Origin of the sequence: Mesorhizobium sp. M0016, from assembly GCF_040324035.1 — a bacterium.
Lineage (GTDB): Bacteria > Pseudomonadota > Alphaproteobacteria > Rhizobiales > Rhizobiaceae > Mesorhizobium.
Map to the genome: position 1 here is coordinate 64,992 of NZ_JAMYVM010000016.1, position 23,662 is coordinate 88,653.

The 23,662-nt window shown below is 64.1% G+C and carries 25 protein-coding genes; 24 read left to right on the forward strand and 1 reads right to left on the reverse strand.

What is annotated here, in order from left to right; genetic code table 11:
• Positions 1-22: 22 nt before the first annotated feature.
• The 12 genes from NKJ88_RS21785 (at position 23) to NKJ88_RS21840 (ending at position 15,634) form a co-directional block, all read left to right on the forward strand.
• Positions 23-310 (forward strand): hypothetical protein, encoded by a 288-nt coding sequence (locus NKJ88_RS21785; protein WP_156940368.1) that lies wholly within the window; start codon positions 23-25, stop codon positions 308-310.
• Positions 311-337: 27 nt separating this feature from the next.
• Positions 338-1,030, forward strand: a complete 693-nt coding sequence (locus tag NKJ88_RS21790) for an SOS response-associated peptidase (protein WP_352445411.1) — start codon at positions 338-340, stop codon at positions 1,028-1,030.
• A 194-nt stretch (positions 1,031-1,224) separates the two neighbouring features.
• Complete coding sequence (locus NKJ88_RS21795; RefSeq protein ID WP_352445412.1) at positions 1,225-1,488, forward strand: hypothetical protein; 264 nt, start codon at positions 1,225-1,227, stop codon at positions 1,486-1,488.
• A 541-nt stretch (positions 1,489-2,029) separates the two neighbouring features.
• Positions 2,030-4,027 carry a DNA ligase D gene (ligD, locus tag NKJ88_RS21800; RefSeq protein WP_352445413.1) on the forward strand — a complete coding sequence of 666 codons (1,998 nt, stop codon included), beginning with the start codon at positions 2,030-2,032 and terminating at the stop codon, positions 4,025-4,027.
• 185 nt (positions 4,028-4,212) lie between these two features.
• The gene (locus NKJ88_RS21805; protein ID WP_352445414.1) at positions 4,213-5,190 is read left to right on the forward strand and encodes an ArdC family protein; all 978 of its coding nucleotides are present in this window, start codon (positions 4,213-4,215) and stop codon (positions 5,188-5,190) included.
• A gap of 154 nt (positions 5,191-5,344) precedes the next feature.
• Positions 5,345-7,471, forward strand: a complete 2,127-nt coding sequence (locus NKJ88_RS21810; RefSeq protein WP_352445415.1) for a ParB/RepB/Spo0J family partition protein — start codon at positions 5,345-5,347, stop codon at positions 7,469-7,471.
• Positions 7,472-7,566: 95 nt separating this feature from the next.
• A complete protein-coding gene (locus NKJ88_RS21815; RefSeq protein ID WP_352445417.1) occupies positions 7,567-8,043 on the forward strand; it encodes a UCP036055 family protein in 477 nt (158 codons plus the stop codon).
• Positions 8,044-8,144: 101 nt separating this feature from the next.
• On the forward strand, positions 8,145-8,564 hold the full coding sequence (locus NKJ88_RS21820; protein WP_352445418.1) for a hypothetical protein: 420 nt from the start codon (positions 8,145-8,147) through the stop codon (positions 8,562-8,564).
• On the forward strand, positions 8,561-8,827 hold the full coding sequence (locus NKJ88_RS21825; protein ID WP_352445419.1) for a DUF6117 family protein: 267 nt from the start codon (positions 8,561-8,563) through the stop codon (positions 8,825-8,827). Before NKJ88_RS21820 ends, NKJ88_RS21825 begins: the two co-directional genes overlap by 4 nt.
• Positions 8,828-9,002: 175 nt before the next feature.
• Entirely contained in the window at positions 9,003-13,331 is a 4,329-nt protein-coding gene (locus NKJ88_RS21830) for a strawberry notch-like NTP hydrolase domain-containing protein (protein WP_352445421.1), read from the forward strand.
• Positions 13,328-14,365: a DUF7146 domain-containing protein gene (locus NKJ88_RS21835; protein WP_352445423.1), complete on the forward strand. Its 1,038-nt coding sequence runs from the start codon at positions 13,328-13,330 to the stop codon at positions 14,363-14,365. Before NKJ88_RS21830 ends, NKJ88_RS21835 begins: the two co-directional genes overlap by 4 nt.
• Positions 14,366-14,707: 342 nt before the next feature.
• The gene (locus tag NKJ88_RS21840; protein ID WP_352445424.1) at positions 14,708-15,634 is read left to right on the forward strand and encodes a DUF2493 domain-containing protein; all 927 of its coding nucleotides are present in this window, start codon (positions 14,708-14,710) and stop codon (positions 15,632-15,634) included.
• Between the two features lie 13 nt (positions 15,635-15,647).
• Here NKJ88_RS21840 and NKJ88_RS21845 read toward each other — a convergent pair whose 3' ends face one another.
• Positions 15,648-15,908 carry a hypothetical protein gene (locus tag NKJ88_RS21845; RefSeq protein ID WP_352445426.1) on the reverse strand — a complete coding sequence of 87 codons (261 nt, stop codon included), beginning with the start codon at positions 15,906-15,908 and terminating at the stop codon, positions 15,648-15,650.
• Positions 15,909-16,351: 443 nt separating this feature from the next.
• On the opposite strand from NKJ88_RS21845, the gene NKJ88_RS21850 reads away from it, so the two are divergent.
• The 12 genes from NKJ88_RS21850 to NKJ88_RS21905 all read left to right on the forward strand — a co-directional run bounded on the left by NKJ88_RS21850 (position 16,352) and on the right by NKJ88_RS21905 (position 23,452).
• The gene (locus NKJ88_RS21850) at positions 16,352-16,519 is read left to right on the forward strand and encodes a hypothetical protein (protein WP_352445427.1); all 168 of its coding nucleotides are present in this window, start codon (positions 16,352-16,354) and stop codon (positions 16,517-16,519) included.
• Between the two features lie 134 nt (positions 16,520-16,653).
• Positions 16,654-17,094, forward strand: a complete 441-nt coding sequence (locus NKJ88_RS21855; RefSeq protein WP_352445429.1) for a hypothetical protein — start codon at positions 16,654-16,656, stop codon at positions 17,092-17,094.
• 615 nt (positions 17,095-17,709) lie between these two features.
• Positions 17,710-18,036 (forward strand): DUF736 domain-containing protein, encoded by a 327-nt coding sequence (locus tag NKJ88_RS21860; protein WP_352445430.1) that lies wholly within the window; start codon positions 17,710-17,712, stop codon positions 18,034-18,036.
• 174 nt (positions 18,037-18,210) lie between these two features.
• Positions 18,211-18,471: a DNA -binding domain-containing protein gene (locus tag NKJ88_RS21865; protein WP_352445432.1), complete on the forward strand. Its 261-nt coding sequence runs from the start codon at positions 18,211-18,213 to the stop codon at positions 18,469-18,471.
• Positions 18,472-18,605: 134 nt separating this feature from the next.
• The gene (locus tag NKJ88_RS21870; RefSeq protein ID WP_352445434.1) at positions 18,606-18,854 is read left to right on the forward strand and encodes a transcriptional regulator domain-containing protein; all 249 of its coding nucleotides are present in this window, start codon (positions 18,606-18,608) and stop codon (positions 18,852-18,854) included.
• Complete coding sequence (locus NKJ88_RS21875) at positions 18,817-19,371, forward strand: DUF2285 domain-containing protein (RefSeq protein ID WP_502904763.1); 555 nt, start codon at positions 18,817-18,819, stop codon at positions 19,369-19,371. The genes NKJ88_RS21870 and NKJ88_RS21875 overlap by 38 nt, the downstream gene beginning before the upstream one ends.
• A gap of 140 nt (positions 19,372-19,511) precedes the next feature.
• Entirely contained in the window at positions 19,512-19,793 is a 282-nt protein-coding gene (locus tag NKJ88_RS21880) for a helix-turn-helix transcriptional regulator (RefSeq protein ID WP_352445438.1), read from the forward strand.
• 18 nt (positions 19,794-19,811) lie between these two features.
• A complete protein-coding gene (locus NKJ88_RS21885; RefSeq protein ID WP_352445439.1) occupies positions 19,812-20,972 on the forward strand; it encodes a replication initiator protein A in 1,161 nt (386 codons plus the stop codon).
• A gap of 234 nt (positions 20,973-21,206) precedes the next feature.
• Entirely contained in the window at positions 21,207-21,728 is a 522-nt protein-coding gene (locus NKJ88_RS21890; RefSeq protein WP_352445441.1) for a DUF2840 domain-containing protein, read from the forward strand.
• On the forward strand, positions 21,725-22,270 hold the full coding sequence (locus NKJ88_RS21895; protein WP_352445443.1) for a S26 family signal peptidase: 546 nt from the start codon (positions 21,725-21,727) through the stop codon (positions 22,268-22,270). Before NKJ88_RS21890 ends, NKJ88_RS21895 begins: the two co-directional genes overlap by 4 nt.
• Positions 22,271-22,339: 69 nt before the next feature.
• Positions 22,340-22,675, forward strand: coding sequence for a DUF736 domain-containing protein (locus tag NKJ88_RS21900; protein ID WP_352445445.1), 336 nt, complete (start codon positions 22,340-22,342; stop codon positions 22,673-22,675).
• Between the two features lie 3 nt (positions 22,676-22,678).
• Positions 22,679-23,452 carry a lytic transglycosylase domain-containing protein gene (locus NKJ88_RS21905; protein ID WP_352445446.1) on the forward strand — a complete coding sequence of 258 codons (774 nt, stop codon included), beginning with the start codon at positions 22,679-22,681 and terminating at the stop codon, positions 23,450-23,452.
• The last annotated feature ends 210 nt before the right edge of the window (positions 23,453-23,662 follow it).

Sequence of the window (23,662 nt, forward strand, 5' to 3'; positions counted from 1 at the left end):
CCGCAGCGAAGGAGAGAAACTAATGATTGAGGTGCTTTACACCGCCCAGAAACGGCAAGACGAGCTGATTGCCAATATTATGCGCGACCGCCCGGAAATTGAGAAGGCGGTCAAGAAGGCATGCAAGGTCTTAAACAAGCTTACTCCGGACGGTGCCCTATATGCGAGTAACTGGATTATTGCCGATCTAATCGTCAGCCTCATGCCTAGCGAGGAAGAGGCAAGGGAGTTGTCCCGCATCGTGCAAGGCCAGATCCAACGCGAATTCAAGACCGCATACGCTAACTTGGCGCGCGGGACTGTGAATTAGCGGGGTTTGCGAAATCAGGGGCAAGTAATGTGCGGTCGCTTCACCAGATACCTGTCATGGTCTGAAATCCACCGGCTCTACCGACTGACGGCGCCGGCAGAAACCGGCCGCAATGACGAGCCACGCTACAACATTGCGCCGACCCAGGATGTCCCGTTCGTAACAGCCGGCGAAGACGGCAATCACAAGCTCCGCGAAGGGCGCTGGTGGCTGGTCCCCTTCTGGGCAAAGGAGATGCCGAAGGCGGCGATGTTCAATGCGAGAATTGAGGGCATCGAAACAGCTCCGGCCTTTCGCGACGCCTTCAAATCGAAGCGCTGCCTAATCCCGGCGGATGGCTTCTACGAATGGACCATTTCAGCGGCGGACGGCAAGAAAGATCCATGGCACATTTACCAGCCAGACCACTCGCCCTTCTCGTTCGCCGGCCTCTGGGCCTACAATTCCAATCTCGACATCACCAGCTGCACCATCATCACAGAGCCTGCGGGCGACCCGATGAAGCAGTTGCACGATCGGCAGCCGCTCATCCTCGACCAAGCCTACTATGACGCGTGGTTGAATCCTGGGACACCCAAGGACAGTCTCAAGGACATTCTCCGCCACGACACCGACGGCGAGCTTCAATTCAATCGCGTTGGTCGTGAAGTGAATACGAGCGCCGTCAACAAATTGCCCAACGACTATCCCGGCCTTGTCGGGCCGATCAACCCGTTATGAGCGACGAACCGAGCCGGCTTGCCGAAGGCATGACAGCGCCGCCGCGCGACCGACGACGCGTTGCCAATCATCCGTGCGAGCACCCCGGCTGTGATAAGGATGGAGGTTTCGGCTTTGCCCGGCCGCGGCAGCCATCGCACTGGTTCTGCCTGAAGCATCGCGACGACGGGGAACGGTTCCTCTAGGAGGTTTGAATGTCGGACAATATGCTGCCCACGCAGACCAAGCCGAAGCTGATTGTGGTCGTTGCGTTTGATCGAGGCGAAGACGGCGAGCTTTTTCCCGCTTACGGTCCCACCGACCAGCAAAGCGAAGAACGCGCAGTCCGCACGGCTAAGGCTCTGTCGTCAGGCCACGTTGGTGTCATAGCCTGGAGCCGTGATGCAGACCCAGCGCTCGGTGACTATGGGCCGCCCACGACGCTATTCGTCAGCGGCGACGTTCCGGACATGGAATAGCCAGACGTCAAACGGGTCGGGTCGGCCCAAGGCCTTATGGTGCGTGTGTTGCCTGGTTTGCCGACCTTGCGAGACTCGGCCGGGCCAGCATCGCCCCGCCAGTGGTTGATGCTGCCCCACATGTGCCTCATCTCACACGCCCGCTGCACTACCTCCACTTCGTCGCCGACCTGCTGCACCTCAATGGCCATGACGTGCGCGACTCTTCAGACCAACTCGCCGCTGTATCGGCCAATCCTATCATCGCCGATCAGCGGCGACACTGTCGAGAAAAGCAAATGCGCGCGAACGATGCCGGTCGCATCCATATCCTGAATGCAAACGATGACCGCCGCGGACGGGGACAGTCGGTCCCGCGTCCCGTCCTGCGGCCGGCGCTATGCTGACGCTCCTACGGCTGTCCTGTTAACCGCCCGCGGCGGGGGCGAATTTCCTCCGTCCCGCGCGCGACAATGTCCGCATTCGCGGACGCGCGCAGGACTGCGGCTTATACGCCGTTCTTCCTTTGAGCGCCGACGATCGCCGGCGCGGGTGCTTGGGCATGGAACCGAATCCCAGGCAGGGTATTGAATCGGACCATGGACCCGTGATCCGCATGTCGGCTGTAGATGGCACCATCAGCATCAGCAAAAGGCGCACACGCGGCAGAGACTCAGAATCTATCCCTACATATCCGCTGCCGCCATTTCGGTCCTTCCAGCTCTGCACATTGACTGACCACATACCGGTGGGCGGGGATTGGCTCTTCGAGATGAAGCTCGATGGCTATCGTGCCCAAGTCGCCATCTCCGGCTCGAAAGTTGTCGTCTATACCCGCAATGGCCACGACTGGACCCGACAGTTCAAGGTCATCCTGCCGCCGCTTCAGAGACTGACCAAAGGCGCGGTTTTGATCGATGGTGAGATCGTCGCCATCGACAGCCAGGGCCGCTCGAACTTCTCCATGCTGAAAACCGGCATCGCCGCGGGTATGCCCCTCAAGTTCTACGCCTTCGATCTGCTTGAATTCGATGGTGAAGATTTGTCGAACCAGCCGCTCCTCGAGCGCAAGGCGCGACTTGAGTCCCTGCTGGGCGCGCGCCGCCCTGACGACATTCTGCAATTTTCCAGCCACATCGTCGACCAGGGCAGAAGGGTGTTCGACGCCATGTGCGAGGGCGGCCACGAAGGCGTCATCGCCAAGCGCGCCGACAGCTCCTACGTCGGCGACCGCACCTGGAGTTGGCTCAAGATCAAGTGTGCGAAGCGACAGGAATTCGTTGTCGGCGGCTATCGCCCAAGTGACACGGGACATGGCATGGCCTCGCTGATCCTCGGCACTTACGACAATGGCAAGCTCATCTATCGCGGCCGCGTCGGCACTGGGTTCACCCAGGCGATGCGCAAGGACATCCTCGCGAAGCTCGAGAAACGCCGTGTTGACAAACCGGCTTTCGCCTCCGTTCCGCGAGACATTGCCCGCCGTGCCAAGTGGGTGAAGCCCGAGCTAGTAGCCGAAGTTACCTATGCCGAAGTGACACCGGACGGCAGCTTGCGACATCCAAGCTTTGAGGGCATGCGCGAAGACAAGCGAGCCGACCAGGTGGTGATGGAAATGCCGAAGACGCCGGCAACTCTTGGCTCCGCCCATCTGGACCCGGGAACCGGCAAGGAGATCGCCGCTGCTGTCGGCGTCAAGCTGACGCATCCCGACAAGGTCATGTATCCCGGGACCAAGGTGACCAAAGCCACGCTCGCCGCCTACTACGCAGCGGTCGCCGAAAAGATGCTGCCGCACATCCAGGATCGGCCGCTGTCGCTGGTGCGCGACACCAACGGCGACCTGCAGCAGACCTTTTTTCAGAAGCACAGACTGCCAGGCATGCCCAAGGCCATCCATGATGGCCAATTGGAGAAGATGTCCGGGAAGGAAAGCCGCATCTTGTGGGTAGATGACCTGGCTGGGTTGATCGCAGGCGTCCAGATGAACGTGCTCGAATTCCACATCTGGGGAAGCCTGCGCCAGCAGCCGGATCTGCCGCATCGCATGATCTTCGACATCGACCCAGACGAGGGCCTGGGCTTCACTGCCGTCAAGCAGGCAGCCCTGGACATTCGAGGCATTCTGGAAGCGCTTGGACTGCAGTCATGGCCGTTGCTGTCCGGCGGCAAGGGCGTTCATGTGGTCGTGCCGCTCGTCCCCGAGGCAGACTGGGACGAGGTCAAAAGATTCTGCCAAGACTTCGCCGAACTGCTGGCCCGTACAGATCCGTCGCGCTTCGTCGCCAACATGAGCAAGGCGAAGCGCAAGGGCCGAATGTTTCTCGATTACCTGCGCAATGGCCAGGGCTCCACTGCAATCTGTCCCTGGTCCACTCGGGCACGCGCGGGCGCGGCGTGCGCGGTGCCCGTCAGTTGGAAGGAGTTGCCCTCCTGCGAAAGCGCCAACGTTTTCGATGTTTTCGCCGCCGCCGCGCGGGCTCAGTTGCCCGAAGCCTGGGAGGGCTATTTCGACGTCGAACAAACGCTTACCGATCGCATCCGCCACGCAGTCCGGTAGCAATAACCAAACTAGATGGTTAGCGACATTTGATTTGGCGCGGACCGCCTTTGCCCAAATTCGAGAGCGTCCCCCTTCTACGGGAGGTCCCCGCAACGCCGTCTAGAGTGAGAGTACGGACCGGTTTGCCGTGACGGGTTGAGGGCTGGAGGAGAGGCCTCCGGCGCCCGTCGCGGAGAACCGCGATGTCCAGAAATCACCGCAACGCTCGCGCCGGCGCGGACCGGACGAACCTTTATGACGATATCACCAGCAAGATCATCGCCGAGTTGGAGGCCGGCCGCTTCCCCTGGGTTCAGCCGTGGGGCACCGCGGCAGCGAAGGCGCCGCTCGCCCTGCCGAAAAATGCCGCCACGGGCCGAGCTTACACCGGCATCAACGTGCTCCTACTCTGGGGCGCCGTGGTCGAGCACGGCTTTCCAAGCCAGGGCTGGATCACCTTCCGGCAGGCTCTGTCGCTCGGCGGCAACGTCATGAAAGGCGAGCACGGCACGACCATCGTCTATGCTGATCGTTTTGTCCCCGACGACGAAAAGAAACGCGCTGTGGAGGCCGGCGAGGAGGCGGCGGCAATCCCGTTCCTCAAACGCTACACCGTTTTCAATGCCGCCCAGTGCGAGGGTTTGCCGAGGGACGTAGAGGTCGCCGCGCCACCGCCGCCGCCCGGCCAGATCGAGCCCCAGGTGGACGCCCTCATCAAGGCGACCGGCATCGCCTTCCGCATCGGTGGCGACCGGGCGTTTTATGATCCGGCACAGGACTATGTGCGGGTGCCGCCGCCGGCCGCCTATTTCGAGCCTATCAATTGGCACCGCACGGCGCTGCACGAGATGGGGCACGCCACCGGTCATGCCTCGCGGCTCGGCCGGGATCTCGGCGGTTCGTTCGGCACCAAGAAATATGCGTTCGAGGAACTGGTCGCAGAGATGAACGCGGCCTTTTGCTGCGCCTCGCTTGGCATCGTGCCGACGGTGCGCCATGCCGACTATCTCGGCTCCTGGCTCGATGTCCTGCGCGAAGACAACCGCGCCATCGTTCGCGCGGCCTCCCAGGCCAGCAAGGCGGCCGACTGGCTGCTTGCCTTGCTACCGCAATCTGACCGTGCAGCTAGGGCAGGCGCGGCCGACGTCGATGAGGCCGAGATCGACAGGAGGGCGGCGTGATCTCACCGAAGAACCGCGAGCGCCTGCTGGGCCCTGTCCCACTCCGGATCTTCGGTGTGCGGCGCAGTCTTCAGAGTGAGAGGGCTGCGCCCGTCTTTTTTGACGGGTTTGGAGGTCGAGAGAGTCTCGGCTGCCCGTCGCGGAGATAGTCCACATGGCTACGCCCAAGCAGAAGATCACCCTCAACGCATCACGTGATATCCCTTTCAACAAGCTGATGCTGAGCCAGTCCAATGTCCGGCGCATCAAGCGCGGGGAAACGATAGAGGATCTCGCCGCGTCGATCGCACGGCGCGGCCTGCTCCAGAGCCTCAACGTCCGGCCAGTGTTGGATGGCGAAGGTAATGAGACCGGCATGTTTGAGGTGCCGGCTGGCGGGCGCCGCTATCGCGCGCTGGAACTGCTGGTCAAGCAGAAGCGAATGATCAAAACCGAGCCAGTTCCCTGCGTCGTCAGCGACGCCCACAGCGCGGTTCCGATCGAGGAGGATTCGCTGGCCGAGAATTTTCAGCGCGAAGATTTACATCCCCTGGATATGTTCCGGGCCTTCCAGACCCTGCACGACCAAGGCGCCAGCCACGAGGAGATTGCGGCACGCTTCTTCGTGTCCGCTACCTTTGTCCAGCAGCGCCTGCGGCTCGCAAAAGTTTCGCGCAAGCTGCACGAGGTCTACGAGAAGGAGGGCATGCAGCTCGAACAGCTCATGGCCTTTACCGTGACCGACGATCACGCCCGTCAGGAGGAGGTCTGGGAGGCGCTCGAAAACTCCTGGTCAAAGGAGCCGCATCAGATCCGGCGCATGCTGACCGAAACCACTGTTCGGGTCAGTGACCGCCGGGCGCTGTTCGTCGGTGTCGGCGCCTATGTCGCCGCCGGCGGCGTGGTGCTGCGCGACCTGTTCGAGGCCGACAATGGCGGCTGGCTGCAGGACCCCGCTTTGCTCGACCGCTTGGTCCGCGACAGGTTGAAGTCGATCGCCGACGCGATCGCGGCGGAGGGCTGGAAGTGGATCGTAGTCGATGCCGATTTGCCCTACGGGCACAATCACGGTCTGCGGGCACTGGGCGGCACCCCCGTCGATCTGACCGACGCGGAGCGGGCGGAACGCGAAGCCCTGCGGGCGGAGTACGATCGGCTGGAAGCCAAGTATGGCGAGGCCGACGAACTCCCCGACGATGTCGATCAGCGCCTCGGTCAGATCGAGACCGCGCTTGAGGCCTTCGAGAGCCGGCCGATGAACTACGATCGGGCCGAGATCGCCCGCGCCGGTGTGTTCATCAGCATCGATCGCGATGGCGATCTCGTCGTCGATCGGGGCCATGTACGCCCCGAGGACGAAGCGATGCAAGCGGTTGACGGCGACTCCGCCGAGCCTGCCACGGAGAACGACGATAGCAGACACGATCCTTTGGTCAGCCGCGCCATTATCACCATCGGCGCGCAGGCGTTCGAGCCTGAGGAGGATGACGGCGACACCATCAAGCCGCTGCCCGAGCGCCTGGTCATCGAACTCACCGGCTATCGCACGTTGGCGCTGCGCAATGCCGTGGCCGAGAACCAGCATGTGGCCATCACGGCGCTATTGCATAGGCTGGTCCTCGACACCTTCGGTCAGCGTTCCGCGACCGGCTGCGTCGAGGCCTTCGTCCGGCATGTCCACCTGCCGTGGCAGGACGTCGGTCTCAAGGACAGCCCCGCGGCCAAGGCCGTCGATGAGCGCCATGAGGCATGGAAGAGCGTCATTCCACTGGATGACGACGAGACCCTATGGGCTTGGCTCGACAGTCTCGATGAAGCCAGCCGGCACACACTGCTGGCGCATTGCGTCAGCTATGGGATCAACGCGCTGTTCGAGCGACCTAACCCCTATGGCAGCGGCGTTTCCCAGCACGGGCTGGAGCAGCGCTTGCGCGAAGCCGACCGGCTCTCCCACGCCACCGGGCTCGACATGGTGGATGCGGGCTGGCGGCCGACGGTCGATAATTATCTCGGCCGGGTCACCAAGTCCCGCATCCTCGAAGCCGTGCGCGAAGGTGCCGGCGAGCAGGCGGCCCAGCTCATCGACCACCTCAAGAAGGGCGACATGGCCAAGGAGGCCGAACGCCTCCTTGCCGATAGTGGCTGGCTACCCGAACCGCTCCGTCTGATCGATCATGACGCGCCGCCCGCGCAGCCGGGCGAGGGCGAGGAACCTGACCTGCCCGAATTCCTCGCCGGCGATGATGAAGACGACTCGGCGGCAGCCGATGAGGTCGCCGCTCACGCAGTCGCTGCCGAATAGCACCCATCGACAGGGCGGCTCCGGTCGCCCCCGTTCCCCTTCACCTCACGGCCCGGCGTCCCGCCGGGCCATTTTCGTTTTCAGGAGATACGTCCATGTCAGCCTACATCGTCTACGACAACGCCCCGCTCGGTTCGCTCATCCGCTATTCGGACGGCACGCCCAAGCCACCCGCGCGCTTCACCCGCAAACTCGCGGACTGGGAGCGTCGCAACGGTCTCGGCCGCCTGGTCCGCAAGGCACCACCGCGCAACCGTCCGACCTACAGCGCCCCGGCCTCGATCACGCTCAACGAAGGGAATTTTTCCTCCCGCGGCATCATCCTCGTGACCGTTATGTGCAGCCACTCGGTCGACAGCGCGCTCAGCTTCGAGATCGTCGAGCGACCCGCGATCGGTATGGTTCGGGTCCTGCAGCAGGTCGGCGACGACGACGAATTGCTCCACCTAGCCGAGAGCCGCGATGCGGCCGAACTCTGGTTGGCCAAGACCGGATACCGCAACGCGCGTCTTGAAGACGTCACCGCCGACGAGGTCGGCGCGGATGTCGTCGAGGGGCGGGCGGCAGCGTAACCGCGCAACACCACACCTGCACGCATGGACATCAACCTCGATCCACCACGGCCCGGGCTCGGAGACGAGCGCCGGGCCGCCTGTTTTTCAGGAGCAGCACGATGCCGCAATTCACTATCGAGACGACCTATCACCTGCCGGTCTTCCGGCACTCCACCTATTCGGCCTGCACGCCTGAGGCCGCCTGCCGTCCATCGAGGACAATGACTGGTCCGGTCAGGGAGGACTATGAGTCCTCCGGCGAATCCCACGTCACCGGCATCTGGCAAGGTGCCGATGCCGCCTATCGCGGACAGGCCAATTCGGTTCCTCCGCATTTCGGGGCAGCGGTGCAGCGCAAGGCCGCACAATTCGAACTCATGCTGGGCTTGCTCAAGATCCTCGTCGGCGATGCGAAGGCCCGCCGACCGACGCCGCCGGGGTGGCTCGGCAAGGCCGAATGGGCGATCGCGCGCGGCGAAGCGATCCTCGAGGGCGCCCGCGATCCAGTTGAACCCGGGGATGCGAAGGACTTGCCATGAGCATTCCCGACCATGCCCGCAGCAACTTCCAGACGCTGCTTCGTGCCGCCGGCGACGGCAACCTCGCGCTGATGGAATGCGCCGACGTGGCGACCGGGCAGCGGCGTTATGTAATCTGCGCGGTCGGTCGGGAGGGCGCGGACTACGTGTTCACGCCGTTCGGTCATCTCGCCGATGGCAATCCCTATGATGCCTACCTGCCGCCCGATCCCGACGACGCCAATGGTTTCCTACAGAAGTCGGAGCCTTACGGCGGAATATGATCGAGGTCGGTCGATACCGGCAAGCGCTCCACCTCATGGCGGGGCGCTTGTTTCATTTTGGCTTCGGCGGGGCCCTGAGAGGGAGAGGCGAGCCGGGATGGGTTTGAATCCGTGCGGTCCAGAGAGAGAGCGCCGCGCGGCTCGATCCTGTCCCCGCTCTCCAGAGGTTCACACCATGTACATGATCTCGCCCGCTGCGACGGTTCCCGCTGTCGCGCCGCTCACGCTCGCCCAAACCGGTGCAGCTGGCGCTATCTTCGCCGCCGCCGGCCTGCTGCTTCCCCATCTCGAACGCGGGGAGTGCATCGACGCACCAAAGCTGCGCTCGGCGATGGAAGCCGCATTCGGCGCCTCCGACGCCGCCGGCGCCTGGGACTGGAAACAGGCCTACGATGCCTGCGAGGTCACGACGGTCCTTTTCCTGCGCAAATACGGAAAGGCGCTGTTCCGCCAAGCCGCGTCGCCGGCTCTCCGGCTTTCCGCATTGTCGAAGATCGCCGGGCTCATGCCGACGCATACCCGCCGATCCGAAGAGGCGCAGACCTTCCAGCAGTTCTCGACGCCGATTCCGCTCGGCCTGGTCGCGGCAACGGCCGCCGCCATCACGCCGGCCGATCGTGTGCTTGAGCCTTCCGCCGGCACCGGGCTGCTCGCCATCCTGGCCGAGACCGTCGGCGCCTCGCTCGTCCTCAACGAGCTTGCCGAGACGCGCGCGGCACTTCTCTCCTGCCTCTTTCCGGCCGTCTCCGCCAGCCGCTTCGACGCCGCCCAGATCGACGACCATCTCGATCCCGGCGCCGTGCCGAGCGTGGTGCTGATGAACCCGCCCTTTTCGGTCATGGCCAATGTCGAGGGCCGCATGGCCGACGCGGCCTGGCGGCACATAGCCTCGGCGCTGGCGCGCCTTGTGCCCGGCGGGCGACTGGTGACGATCACCGGTGCGAACTTCGCGCCCGACCATCCGGCCTGGACCACCGCATTCACTCGCCTGCAGGAACGTGGCCGCGTCGTCTTCTCCGCCGCCATCGACGGCTCGGCCTACGCCAAGCATGGCACGACCTTTCCGACACGCCTCACCGTCATCGACAAGCTCCCGGCGGACAATCCCACCGTTTACGCGGACGCTCCCGGCATCGCTCCGGATGCCGCGACGCTCCTCGCGTGGATTGAGGAGCGCCTTCCCGCGCGGCCGCCGGTCGTGATGCCCGCCGTTTCCAGCGCGACATCGGCGGTCGCCGCGCCCCGCACCGTGCACGGCTATCTCCCGCGCTCGGCGAGAACCACGCCACGCAGGTCGATCGCCGAACCGGAAGCCATCGACCTCGCCTATGAGGCTGTCGACTGGCAGGCGGCCGAGGGCGGCCAGATCAGCGACGCCATCTATGAGGCCTACGGGCTTCAGGCGATCCGCATCCCCGGCTCTCGGGCTCACCCCACCCAACTCGTTCAATCGGCGGCCATGGCCTCGGTGGCGCCACCCATGCCGAGCTACCGGCCGCGCCTGCCGAAGAACGTCCTTGACCTGCTCTCGGACGCGCAGCTCGAGACGGTCATCTATGCCGGCGAGGCTCACGCCGAGTATCTCGCCGGCGCCTGGACGCTCGACGACACCTTTGACGTGGTTAGCGCCGCGGCCGATGACACCGCGGGGGCCGTGCGCTTCCGGCAAGGCTTCATGATCGGCGACGGTACGGGTGTAGGTAAGGGCCGCGAGTCCGCCGCCGTAATCCTAGACAATTGGATGCAGGGGAGACGCCAGGCGGTCTGGATCTCCAAGTCCGACAAGCTAATCGAGGATGCGCAGCGCGACTGGTCCGCGCTCGGCATGGAGCGCTTGCTGGTCACCCCGCTCTCCCGCTTCCCGCAGGGCAGGCCGGTCACGCTGGCGGAAGGCATCCTATTCACCACCTATGCCACGCTGCGGTCCGATGATCGCGGGGAGAAGGTTTCGCGGGTCAAACAAATCGTCGAATGGTTGGGTCCGGATTTCGATGGGGTCATCATTTTCGATGAGGCGCACGCCATGCAGAATGCAGGTGGCGGCAACGGCGAACGCGGTGACGCCGCTCCCTCCCAGCAAGGCCGTGCCGGCCTGAGGCTGCAGCACGCCCTGCCGAATGCCCGCATCGTTTATGTCTCGGCCACCGGCGCCACCACCGTTCACAATCTCGCCTACGCCCAGCGGCTCGGCCTCTGGGGCGGCGAGCATTTTCCATTCTCGACCCGCGCCGAGTTCGTCGAGGCGATCGAGGCCGGCGGCGTGGCGGCGATGGAAGTGCTGGCACGCGACCTCCGCGCGCTCGGTCTCTATACGGCGCGGTCTTTGTCATTCTCCGGCGTCGAATACGAACTGCTCGAGCATGAGCTGACGTCCGAACAGGTCTGCATCTATGACGCGTACGCTGGGGCCTTCGGCGTCATCCATAACAATCTCGATGCGGCCATGCAGGCGGCCAACATCACCGGCAGCACCGGCACGCTCAATGCCCAGGCCAAGTCGGCCGCGCGCAGCGCCTTTGAAAGCGCCAAGCAACGCTTCTTCGGCCATTTGTTGACCAGCATGAAGACACCGACCCTGATCCGCTCCATCGCCCGCGATCTGGAGGAGGGCCATGCGGCCGTTGTCCAGATCGTCTCGACGGGCGAGGCGCTCATGGAACGGCGGCTGGCCGAACTGCCGACCGAGGAATGGAACGACGTTCGCGTCGACATCACGCCCCGCGAATATGTCCTTGACTACCTGGCCCATTCCTTCCCGGTGCAGCTCTACGAGCCGTTCACCGACAGCGAGGGCAATCTGTCGTCGCGCCCGGTCTACCGCGATGGCCAGCCCGTCGAGAGCCGCGAGGCGGTCGCCCGGCGCGACGAGCTGATCGCCAAACTCGCCAGCTTGACACCTGTCCCCGGCGCGCTCGACCAGATCGTCCAGCATTTAGGGGTGGACATCGTGGCCGAGGTCACCGGTCGCTCGCGCCGCATTGTCCGCAAGGGCGAGCGCCTTGTCGTTGAAAACCGTGCCGGGTCAGCCAACCTCGCCGAGACGCAGGCTTTCATGGATGACCAGAAGCGCGTTCTGGTTTTTTCGGACGCGGGCGGAACGGGGAGGAGCTACCACGCCGAACTCTCAGCCCGGAACACGCGGCTGCGTGTGCATTATCTGCTCGAAGCCGGCTGGAAGGCCGACACAGCAATTCAGGGCTTGGGCCGCACGCATCGCACCAATCAGGCGCAGCCGCCGCTCTTCCGGCCGATCTCGACCAATGTGAAGGCCGAAAAGCGCTTCCTCTCGACGATCGCCCGCCGTCTTGACACGTTGGGCGCGATCACGCGCGGCCAGCGCCAGACCGGCGGCCAAGGGCTGTTCCGGCCTGAGGACAATCTGGAAAGCCACTATGCCCGCGATGCGCTACGGCAACTCTATCTGCTGATCGTACGCGGCAAGGTCGAGGGCTGCTCGCTCGAGCGTTTCGAGGCGGCGACGGGTCTCAAGCTGATGGATGCCAATGGCATCAAGGACGAGTTGCCGCCGATCACCACCTTCCTCAATCGCCTTCTCGCACTGATCATCGAGTTGCAGGGCGTGCTGTTCGGTGCCTTCGAGCAATTGCTGGCGGCGCGCATCGAGGGCGCGATCGCGTCAGGCACCTACGATGCCGGGTTGGAAACGCTGCAGGCCGAAAATTTAGTCGTCACCGATCGGCAGGTGATCTACACCCATCCGCGCACGGGCGCCGAAAGCCGCCTGCTCACGATCACCGAACGCAAGCGCAATCGGCCCGTCACGCTCAATGCGGCGCTCGATCATCTCCGCGATCCGCGTGCCTTACTGCTCATCAACAAGCAATCGGGCCGCGCCGCCGTACAGATCCCGACCCCCAGCGTCATGCTCGACGATGGCGAGGTCGAGCGCCGTGTCCGCCTGATCCGGCCGATGGAAAGCCAGAACATGCCGCTCAAGGCTATGGGCGAAACACGCTGGGTCGAGGCCAACCGCGAGGCGTTCACAACTGCCTGGACCGCCGAAATCGCCGGGGTGCCGGAGTTTTCGGACTCGGTCTTGCACATGGTCACCGGCCTGCTGCTTCCAATCTGGAAGCGCCTGCCCAACGAGTCGACCCGCGTTTATCGACTTCAGACCGACGAGGGCGAGCGCCTCATCGGCCGCCGCGTCTCGCCGGCATGGGCCGCCAACGCCTCTGCCACGAACGTGGTTGCGCTGTCGCCGGAACAGGCGTTTGCGGCTCTGATGGACGGGCGGACGATCCTCGATCTCGCCGAGGATCTCCAGGTTCGCCGCAGCCGCGTCATGGGCGGATGGCGCATCGAATTGTCCGGCTTCACCGACACGATGCGCGAGCGCCTCACCGCCTACGGTCTCTTCCACGAGATCATTTCGTGGAAGCTCAGGATGTTCGTGCCGATCGACGCCAACGGGCTCGCCGTGCTGGAGCGGGTGCTCGACCGCTTCCCAATCGAGCGGGTCAGTGAGCGGGAGGCTGTATGATTCCGCATCACGCTGCATCCGACCTCGCACACCGCCTCGGCGAACATGCCGAGGCGGTGTGCCGCCACTACCTCTCCAATGGCCGTCGCCAGGGCAACTATTGGACCGTCGGCGACGTCCGCAATGCGCCGGGCCGCTCGATGTTCGTGCGTCTGCGGCCATCCCCGAAGGGACCGCCAGGCAAATGGACCGACGCCGCTACCGGTGAGCATGGCGACCTGCTCGATGTCATCCGCGAATCCCTCGGACTGGTCAACTTTCGGGACGTCGCCGACGAGGCGCGCGTGTTTCTCGCTATGCCGGATGCCATGCCACCCCGACCGGCCGAGCCGATCACGCAGGTCCCCGTTGGATCTCCAGAAGCGGCTCGCCGACTGGTCGCCATGTCGAAGCCCATTATAGGCACCCTCGTGGAAACGTATTTGCGTGGACGCGGCATTACGACTTTGTACGGCACCGGATCGCTGCGGTTCCATCCGCGCTGCTACTACCGGCACGACGATCACGGACCGACCGAGACCTTGCCGGCAATGATCGCCGCTGTCACCGACCTCGATGGACATCTGACCGGCGCGCACCGCACCTGGCTCGCACCGGACGGCACCGGCAAGGCACCCGTCGACACGCCGCGTCGGGCAATGGGTGACCTTCTGGGTCACGCCGTCCGCTTCGGCGCACCCGGCAGCGTCATGGCGGCAGGCGAAGGCATCGAGACGACGCTATCGCTCAGATGCGCCTTGCCCGACATGGGGATGGCGGCGGCTCTCTCGGCGGCTCATCTCGCCGCCATCCTGTTCCCGCCAAACCTGCAGCGGCTCTATGTCATCCGCGACAACGATCCGGCCGGTGACGGTGCCCGAGACAGCCTGCTTGAGCGCGCGACGGACGCCGGAATTGAGGCGATCGTGCTGTCGCCGGAGACGGAAGACTTTAACGAAGACCTCCGCCATTTCGGACTTGCCGCCTTCCGGGCCTCGATTGCGGACCAGCTCATGCGCAAAGATCGTATTCGCTATCTGACACAGGCGGCATGAGTCGTGAGGGGAAGAGCGCGGCGCACGGTGCCGGTGCGGCGCATGGATGCGTAGCCCGCCGGCAGAGAACCGCGACCCGGCCTTCGAGAGGGCGATCGGGCCCACGAACTGGCCGGCCAGGCAATGGCGGCGGCCGACCATTTTCCGGCGGCGCGCGATTGCTGGCGAAAGCCAGCGATAGGGTGCGACGCCTTTCCATCGCGAGGCAAAATAGCCGGCCGCCGCCATCCTCCGCTGCGCTCCGGCCCTCCGCTTCGCTGAGGATGTCGGGCCAACCCGCCCGTGGGCTCTCGTCGCCATGAAGGCCGCGAGGGTCGCGGTCAAACCGACGGGAGCATCCCCATGAGCGAGCACGACGACACCGAACCGCACCACGCCGCTTCTCCGACCGATCACATCCTCACCGAACTCCAGATCTATGGCTGGCGCCCATTTGCGGACGAGCCCGATCCGCGACCGCTTCCCAGTGGCGACCACGTGGCCGGAGCCGTGGCCGACATCTTTGACGCCCTTATCGCCACCCTGGCCGACACGCGCCTCGAACCCGACCTCGATGACCTGCTCTGGTCCGCCACCAATGTCTTCCACCGAGCTGTTCAACGGATCGAGCGGCAACTGGACGAAAACGAGCTGGCCCAGCGCCGCCTGCAGCGCGAACAGGACGGCAGCGAGATCAAGGCGGTTGAACTCGAGACACTCACCGCCCAGGGCCAGACCATGATCGAACGGCGCGATGCCTTCGAGCTGATGCGTGACCAGGCCGCCGACCACTACGATCAGTACACCGGCTCGGCCTGGCGACCGCGCACGGGATCGATGATCAACCACCACCATCTCACCGCCGCAATGATCGATAGCCGCGACTTCCTCGCGGCCCGGCGGCGCGCGGAAATCGAAGTCATGTTGCCGGCTGGGCCCAAGATCGCCTTCTCCGGCGGCGATACCGCCGATCACGAGTTGATCTGGGCAAAGCTCGACCAAATCCGCGCCAAGCACCCCGACATGGTGCTGATGCACGGCGGATCACCGAAAGGCGCCGAAAAGATCGCCGCCCGCTGGGCCGATCATCGCAAGGTTCCGCAGGTCGCCTTCAAGCCCGACTGGAGCAAACATGCCAAGGCCGCTCCCTTTAAGCGCAACGACCAGATGTTGGCGGTCATGCCGATCGGCGTCATCATCTTTCCGGGCACCGGCATTCAGGAGAACCTCGCGGACAAGGCTCGCAAGCTCGGCATCCCGGTCTATCGGCTCGGAAACGGCGGCGCGTAAGCGCCGTCGGAACCTACCCCCCTATAAATTGCAGGGGAGGCACGGCATTCTTCAAGCCGTGTCGTTCGAATCCTTTCCCGAAAGCTTCACGCCGGACATCGCGCTCGCCGACACCTTGTTGCGCAATGCCGCCGCCCACCTCGATGCCGCCGACCGGGCGGCGGATCGAGGCAGGCAAAATGCGGCCCTTCATGCCATCGCCGTCGCAATTGAATTGCTCCTGAAGTCGCATCTTCTCAGAGTCGCGACCGATGATCCCTGGAACCGCCGCCATATCGGGCACGATCTCGGCAAGGCGGCTCGTTACGCCGAGAGAACTGGATTAGGCCTGCCACCGCAACTGCACAGCGTCACCGCCAAGCTTCATCCTCATTTTCAGCGTGGCGGCTTCCAACGGGATCCATCGCGATCATGGCCGTCCGGTTTGTAGCTCGACGCCCGCCACATCGCGCGGCAGCTTGCTCAGACTCTCATGGAACATCAGCGTCGCGCCAACGACTCCCGCCGCTCCTGACTTGAAGATGACCACACCCGCGATCCATTGCGCTGATCCTTGGTTCAGCCGACGGCCTGAAGCCATCAACCCGCAAGGGGTCGGACTACGCGAAGCGTGCCGCCGCTCCGGCTTCGCCTTCGCGGTGATTGCGGCCATCGCCCGGACGCATCGGGCGCCTGTCAGCGGGGGATGGTCCTCCGCTTCAAACAGGAGCCGGATCGATGTCCATTGCCGACGCACATGCCTTCGCCTTCAGCCTCGCCGCCACCCTCATGGTCGCCATCGTCATCTTTCGTGCCGGCGACGGCACTCTCTCGGTCGTGCCGGCAAACGAGTATGACGGCGACGACACCGCCATCATCAGCGAAATCGACCCGTTCGCCCCATGACGGGGCGGACATCGCGCCTGGCGAAACAGAGCTTTGGCAGTTTTCGCCCGTGGTTTTCGTTGCTATGCTCTGCGCTGCGCCGAGGTGGTGGTGGAAGGCGCAATCGCCAGAGCTATTCTCTCGGAGACACCACCATGATCATCCTCGGCATGTTCGTTTGTATCGCGACCATCGGCATCCTGTGCTGGTTGCTCTTCACGCTTGCTATCTTCGCCCTTCCGTTGTTCGTCGGGGTCAGCGCAGGCACGTGGGCATTCAACACGGGTGCCGGCTGGCTTGGTGCGATCCTCGTCGGTAGCCTCGCAGCGGGGTTGACGCTCGGCGTCGGCCAAATCCTCCTCAGTGTTATCAGCCCCATGTGGGCCAAGCTGGCGATCACGCTGGTCTTCATCGCGCCTGCGATCGTTGCCGGCTACCATGCCTCCCATGGCATGGCGAAGCACATGATGCCTTCGGAAACCTGGCAGATCGTCTTTTCCGTCATTGGCGCGACCGCCGTCGGCGTCACGGCATATCTCCGGTTCGCGGGCATGACAGCCGCCGACCAATCCGGCAGGGACGTGGTTCGAGCCTAGACCCGCGCGGTCGACGCGGAGGACCAGACCGACGAAGGCCTAGCCACCTCATTATCGATGGTTGGAGCAATCGGGTTCCATGCCAGGATCGAGCACCGGCCACGTGCCGGCGCGGCCCCCGTCTGTGGACTTGGACTTTCTTCGGTCGATGCCCATGGCAGACCGACCAGTCGGTAGCTGGACGCAGCGCGGGCGGTGGCGGCGGCGTTGGAGGTGCGTGGGGTTCCCGGCGCCTGGAATGCGTGGACGACGCCAGTGAACTCGTAGCGATCTGCTGGCGACGAGCTGGACGCCAACGTCTCCGTTGCCAATCCGTCCCAAGAGCGCTCCAAACGGCCTCTTCAATGGGCTGATCTGGCCGAGAGACGGCTGAAGCCTCGACCGCCTAAGCCGCAACGGCGCGTCCCGACTTTCTTCCCTTGCCGGCTCCCACCCCATGCCGCAAGTGCATGGGGACCCCGAGCGCCGCCATTCCTCGCGAGACAAGAAAGCCGTTCCAGCGCCGTCCTCCGCGTTGCTCCGGTCGCAAGCGATGCGTCGTCGGTCGCCTCCGGCCAAGTGATCGCCATCGAGGCCGCATGGTGCGGGCTCGGGAACAGAAAACGGAGACTTACAATGGCTACCATCGGCAGCTTCAAGAAGACCACCGCGAACGAGTTCACCGGTGAAATCGTTACCCTCAGCGTCCTGGCCAAGAACGTGCGCATCGTCCCAGATACCCGCGCCACTGGCGAGAACGCCCCCAGCCACCGGGTGCTGGTCGGCCGCGCCGAGATCGGCGCCGCCTGGTCGAAGACCTCCAACGAGGGCCGCGACTACCTGGGCCTCAAGCTGGACGATCCGAGCTTCAACGCCCCGATCTACGCCAACCTCTTTGACGACGAGGAAGGTGAGGGTTTCTCGCTCATCTGGTCCCGCCCGAACGCGCGGCGGGGTGACTAAGGACCCGCGAAGGCTCCGGCCGGAAGGCCGGGGCCTTCGTCCGCGGACGTCCGGTTCCGTCTCCCAAGCCGAGAGCGATGCCGAAACCGCATCGCCCGATGCTGATCAACCATCCTCCGCTGGCGAAATTGCTTCTATAAAATGCAGGCTCACTCTGTGAAGACGAGGCAAGCGATGATCGAGCCGTTTGACGAAGCCGCGCCGACCAGTGACGAACTCACCGAATACGATCGGGAACACGTCAAGCTCTATATGCGCCTGCTTGACGCCGCCGACGACGGTGCGGACTGGCGCGAGGTGGTCGAAATCCTCTTCGGCATTGATCTGACGAAGGAGCCACAACGCGCCCGGCGCATCCACGACAGCCATCTGGCGCGAGCGCGCTGGATGGCGCGTGCAGGCTACCGTCATCTCTTGCGTCGACCCGGCAACTAGCACCACAGCGCCTGTGGTTCGCGGGTGATGCCGCAGCGGCATCACCCGATGCCCGGCAAGGGTCTTCCGCCAATCGCTACAACCCGGAATCGTTTGGAGGCGGGGTCTACGCGTTGTTTGCGAGGAGCTCTTGGATGAGGCCGGATACGTCGCATTGGCGAGACAATGCCAGCTATGATTATTTCGATACATTACCCATCGAAGGGCTCGCCTGGGAGTGTCTGCGGCGTCACGAACCCTATCAACGGCACTACCACGCGCTCCTGACCACAAGATCCGAAAAAGCACCCTTCCACCCTGAGACACAGCGGCTGTGGGGGTTACGATTTCCCGGCCAGGCCGGATTTGTCCGCCTTGGCGCAAGACGTTCTGTGGTCGCCTGACGTCGACCCAGCTGTGGTTTCTCTCGTGCCGGCGCCGGAATTCCTGTCGTCCTTGCGATCGGCGCCGTTGACCGGCCTGGGCGTGGTCCACGACAGCCCAGAAGGACGTCACAGTGTCCATAGTGCAGGTGTCTCGACCCAACTTCTCCTTCTGCCCGGCAGTGAACCGCACGGTCCTCTGGCGGCCTTGATTCCCCTGGACGCGGAAACGTTGGGACGGATCGAAGCACTCACCCGTTTCTTGCGTGCCTTGCAGGGACGCCCAGCACCGTCGGACACACGGATGACCCCGCAGCAACGCCGCCGCTTCCGTCTGATGATGCAGGCCGCTGATGGCCACTCGAATGGCGCGAGCTACCGTGACATTGCGATCGCGCTTTACGGGTCTAAGCGCGTCGCCGCTGATCCCTGGAAGACCTCCGCGCTGCGCGATGCGGTGATCGGTCTCGTCGAAGGCGCTACCGCCATGATCGGCGGTGGCTATCTGCAAATCCTGCGTCATCGCCGTCGATCCTAGCGGGTCTGGCCACGCAAAAGGGGTGGAATTTTAGCCCCCCTCAACTTCCCCATCCCTGACGACGCTTACTCTCCGCCACCGTGGTCTCCGTCCACCGCTGAACGCCAGCGGCTGCCCAAAACCCCACGGAGGTTCGACCCATGCGACCCGATATCGCCGTTTTGCCGCCGCGCTTCCTACGCACCAAGGAAGCCGCGGATTTCCTCAGCCTGTCCGCCCGCACGCTCGAAAAGCACCGGACCTATGGCACTGGTCCTTCCTATCGCAAGCTCGGCGGCCGTGTCGTCTATGCCGTGGACGATCTTCAGGCTTGGGCCGAACGCGGCGCTGTCACCTCTACATCCGATCCGCGTGGGTCGGTCCTGCCGGCCAAGCGTCACACGCCGACGCCGCCGGCGCATGCCGGACGATACGCACGCTGACCGCGCACGGATTTCCAAATGGTGGCGCGAAACCAATCCCTTTCGGAGCGCGGGCAGCTCGACCTGTTCAGGGCGCTGCCTGGCGGCTTCGCCCCACGAGACGCGCAGGATCTCATGGCCTATCCGTTCTTCTCCCTCTCCAAGACCCATCGCGTCGCGCCAATCGACTTCACGGCCGGCAACGTCACGATCCGGGTCGAAGCCGTACCCGATCATGGCATGGCGACCATCTGGGACGCCGACATCCTGATCTGGGTCGCGAGCCAGATCGTCGAGGCGCGCGACGCCGGCCTTCGCACCTCGCGCCTGATGGCCGCCACGCCCTATGAGATTCTGACTTTCGTCGGCCGCGGCAAGAGCCTGCGCGACTATCAGCGCCTGAAGGCGGGGCTTGACCGGCTGCAGTCGACCACCGTCTCGACGACAATCCGTCAGCCCGCCGAAGGCCGGCGTCACCGCTTCTCATGGATCAATGAGTGGCAGGAGCGCATCGATCGCCATGGCAAACCCGCGGGGATCGAGTTGATCGTCCCCGACTGGTTCTACCAGGCAGTCCTCGATGACGCGCTCGTGCTCACGATCGATCGCGCCTATTTCGACCTCACTGGCGGGCTGGAGCGCTGGCTCTATCGGCTGGTGCGCAAGCATGGCGGACGCCAGCCCGACGGCTGGCGCTTCGACTTCCGTCACCTTCACCAGAAATCCGGCAGCCTGTCGCCCCACAAGCGCTTTGCCTTCGAGCTGCGCGACATCATCCGCCGCCAGCCGCTGCCCGGCTACACGCTCTTCCTCGAAGTGGAGATGGGCGGCGGGACGCTGCTCGCTTTCGAGCGGATCGCCTCCTGTGGAAAGCCTGTGGACGGCATCGTGCTATCGGGAACCGGACCTATCGTGCCATCGCGAACCGCAGGCTCGTGCTATCAGGAACCCAAACAGGCTCTAACCCTAGGAAAGCAAAGCCGAAATCGCGCCCTTAACTTAGACTCTAACCCAGAATCTAACCTTGAAGTGTGTACGCGCGATGTGCAGAGGCTCGTCCGGCGAGCCAGCCACGCACTCAGCGTAACCACCAACAAGACCCCGAACACGTCGACGGTTTCTGGCGATCGCAACACGGCAACCAACGTCTCCGAAGCCCCGAATCCGCCTCTTGATCCGCGCTCGGGAAGCACCCGATGATCGTCGCACTCCGCAATCAAAAGAGCCGTGTCGGCAAGGCAACTTTGACGCTGCTTCTCGCCGGTGAATTGATCTGCAAGGGAAATCAGTTCGCGACCTTCGTCGTGCGCCCGACCACCGACATGACGCCGCAGGTGCGCGACCGCATCGCCGCTTTCCAGCACAACGTCACCGTCGCCGACATGCTGCGCGCGGGCTCGCGCGCGAATTTCCCACCACATCAGGAGAACCGAAATGACTGGCATCGCGGCTCCCCGCATGCACGGCGCGTTCCCGGCTACGCACCAAGCTACCGACAATCTCGTCCATGTCGAACTGACCTGGGTCGAGAAGAGAATCGAGAACTGGATACGGTTCGGCACGCACGCCCAGGAACAGATTGTTGATCGTCGCCGGCGCATCCTGTCCTATCGTCCCGGCGCGGTCTTCGCCTACGTGCGCTGGGCCGGGAACGATTTTGGAACAATCATCTCACGCATCGACATCGTGCGTGCGGTATCACGTGGCGAAGCCTATCAGACACTGCCCTTCGTGCGTCCGGGCGGCGACATACTTTTGAAGGTCGAGAGCTGGCCCAAGGTCGAACGCGTGCTGCAGGCGATCGACGCCATCCAGCGCCTCGGCATCGAGCCTGAACTGGTATCGCCCGATCATTGGCGGCACATCCACAACCGGATAACCGCCGGCCACGCGCCGCGCAGCTACACACTCGACCAACATCGCGCCTTCCTGCTGCGCAAGAGGACCGAGCCGTGAGCCGCGCCGGGATCATCATCGCTAGCGTTCTCGCAACCATGGGCGTCGGCTATCCCGGCCTCACTTCGATGCCCACGACGCTCATCTGGAATGCGTCAGCTAGCGCACCGATCGGCTTCTACACGATCGACTTCGACGGACCCTTCGAGGTCACCGATCTTGTGGCTGTCGATGCGCCCGAGCCAATCGCGGCGTTCCTCGCTGATCGCGGCTATCTGCCGAGGGGCGTGCCACTCTTGAAGCGCATCCTTGGCGTTTCCGGGCAACGTGTCTGTCGCTCGAACCTCACGATCACGGTCGACGGTATCGAGGCGGGCGCGGCGCTCGAGCGTGATCGGGCCGGCCATGACCTGCCGGTCTGGCAGGGCTGCCGACGCGTCTCGAGCGGGGAAGTCTTCCTGATGAACTGGCAGGTCCGCGACAGCCTCGACGGACGCTACTTCGGCCTCCTCTCCACCAGCCAGATCATCGGCCGCGCCGTCCCGCTGTGGACTGACGAGGACGGCAACGGCCACTTCGAATGGCGCGCACCAACGCGGTGAGCGCGCGACCGGCGGCGCGCGCCGTGCCGCAAGCCTTCATCACCGCACAACTGAAAACAGGAGCCTGACATGCAGCAGATCGGAGAATTCACGCGCCAGAAGACTGGCTATAGCGGGCGCATCCACACGCTCAGCCTCAACCTGGATGTCGCCATTGTGGCGGCAGAGGCGAGCGAAACGGAGGATGCGCCTGACTACCGCGTTCACGCCGGAAGCGAGGACGGCCCCGAGATCGGCGCCGGCTGGAAACGCTCCAGCGAAAAGGCCGGAGACTATGTCTCGATCCAGCTCGACGACCCGACCTTCACGCAGCCGATACGCGCGAACCTCTTTCGCAATGGCGACGACAAAACCTCCTGGTCGCTGCACTGGGCGCGCCCGCGCGACCGCAGCGAGAAGGATTGAACGATGCGCGCTCGCCGTCCGTCGACGAGCCATCGCAATGCGCCCGGGCCGTTTCGTGCTGCCCGGCGCATGGCTCTGCTCCTCCTTTGCGGCCTGTCCGTCGCGACCGTCATGCCGGCGGCGACCTTGGCGCAGGAAACATCTCTCACAAGATCGTCGCAGCGCGATCCATTTGGCGCGCACATCAGCGAAGCCTCGCAGCGCTTCGGCGTTCCGACCGCGTTGATCCGCGCCATCATGCGCAAAGAGAGTGCGGGCGACGTGCGCGCCGTCTCCAGCGCGGCTGCCCGCGGCTTGATGCAGATCATGCCCGGCACATGGGAAGATCTGCGCGCCCGCTGGTCGCTTGGCCGCGATCCGTTCGATCCCCGGGACAACATACTGGCAGGAACGGCGTATCTGCGCGAACTGCATGATCGCTTCGGCTCGCCCGGGTTTCTGGCCGCCTACAACGCGGGACCTGCACGCTACCAAGCCTACCTCACTGGGCGTCCGTTACCGGCCGAGACCCGCGCCTATGTCGCAGCACTTGGCCCCCTGATCGGTGAAAGCGAGGGTATGCGCCCTTTCGCAGTCACGTCAGTCGAGGCCATTCCCTGGAGGCACGGCTCGCTCTTCGTAGGTCAGCCGGAGCGCATCCAGGCTGTCGCTCTCGTGCCGACCGAGCGACCACCAAATGACGCGAGCTCTGCGCCGACCGTGCGCGATGTCTCCGCCATCGTGCCGCTGTCCGAAGGCCTCTTCGTGGCGCAAGCCGGCGAAAGGATCCAGCCATGAGCGCGCATCGACGTTTTCGCGCAACCGCAAGCTCCAGCGCACCGTGGCGTGGATGCAGGCGGAAGGTGGGCAGAACAACCGTAAGATGGCGAGATAAAAGGCCGCGAGGTGCGGCGTCGGTCGGTTGTTTTGTTTCAAGAGGTTATGCAGCATTTCCGCGAGGTGCGAGGATTTGGCGCACCGCGCCAAAACACGGTTTTCGTTGTGATT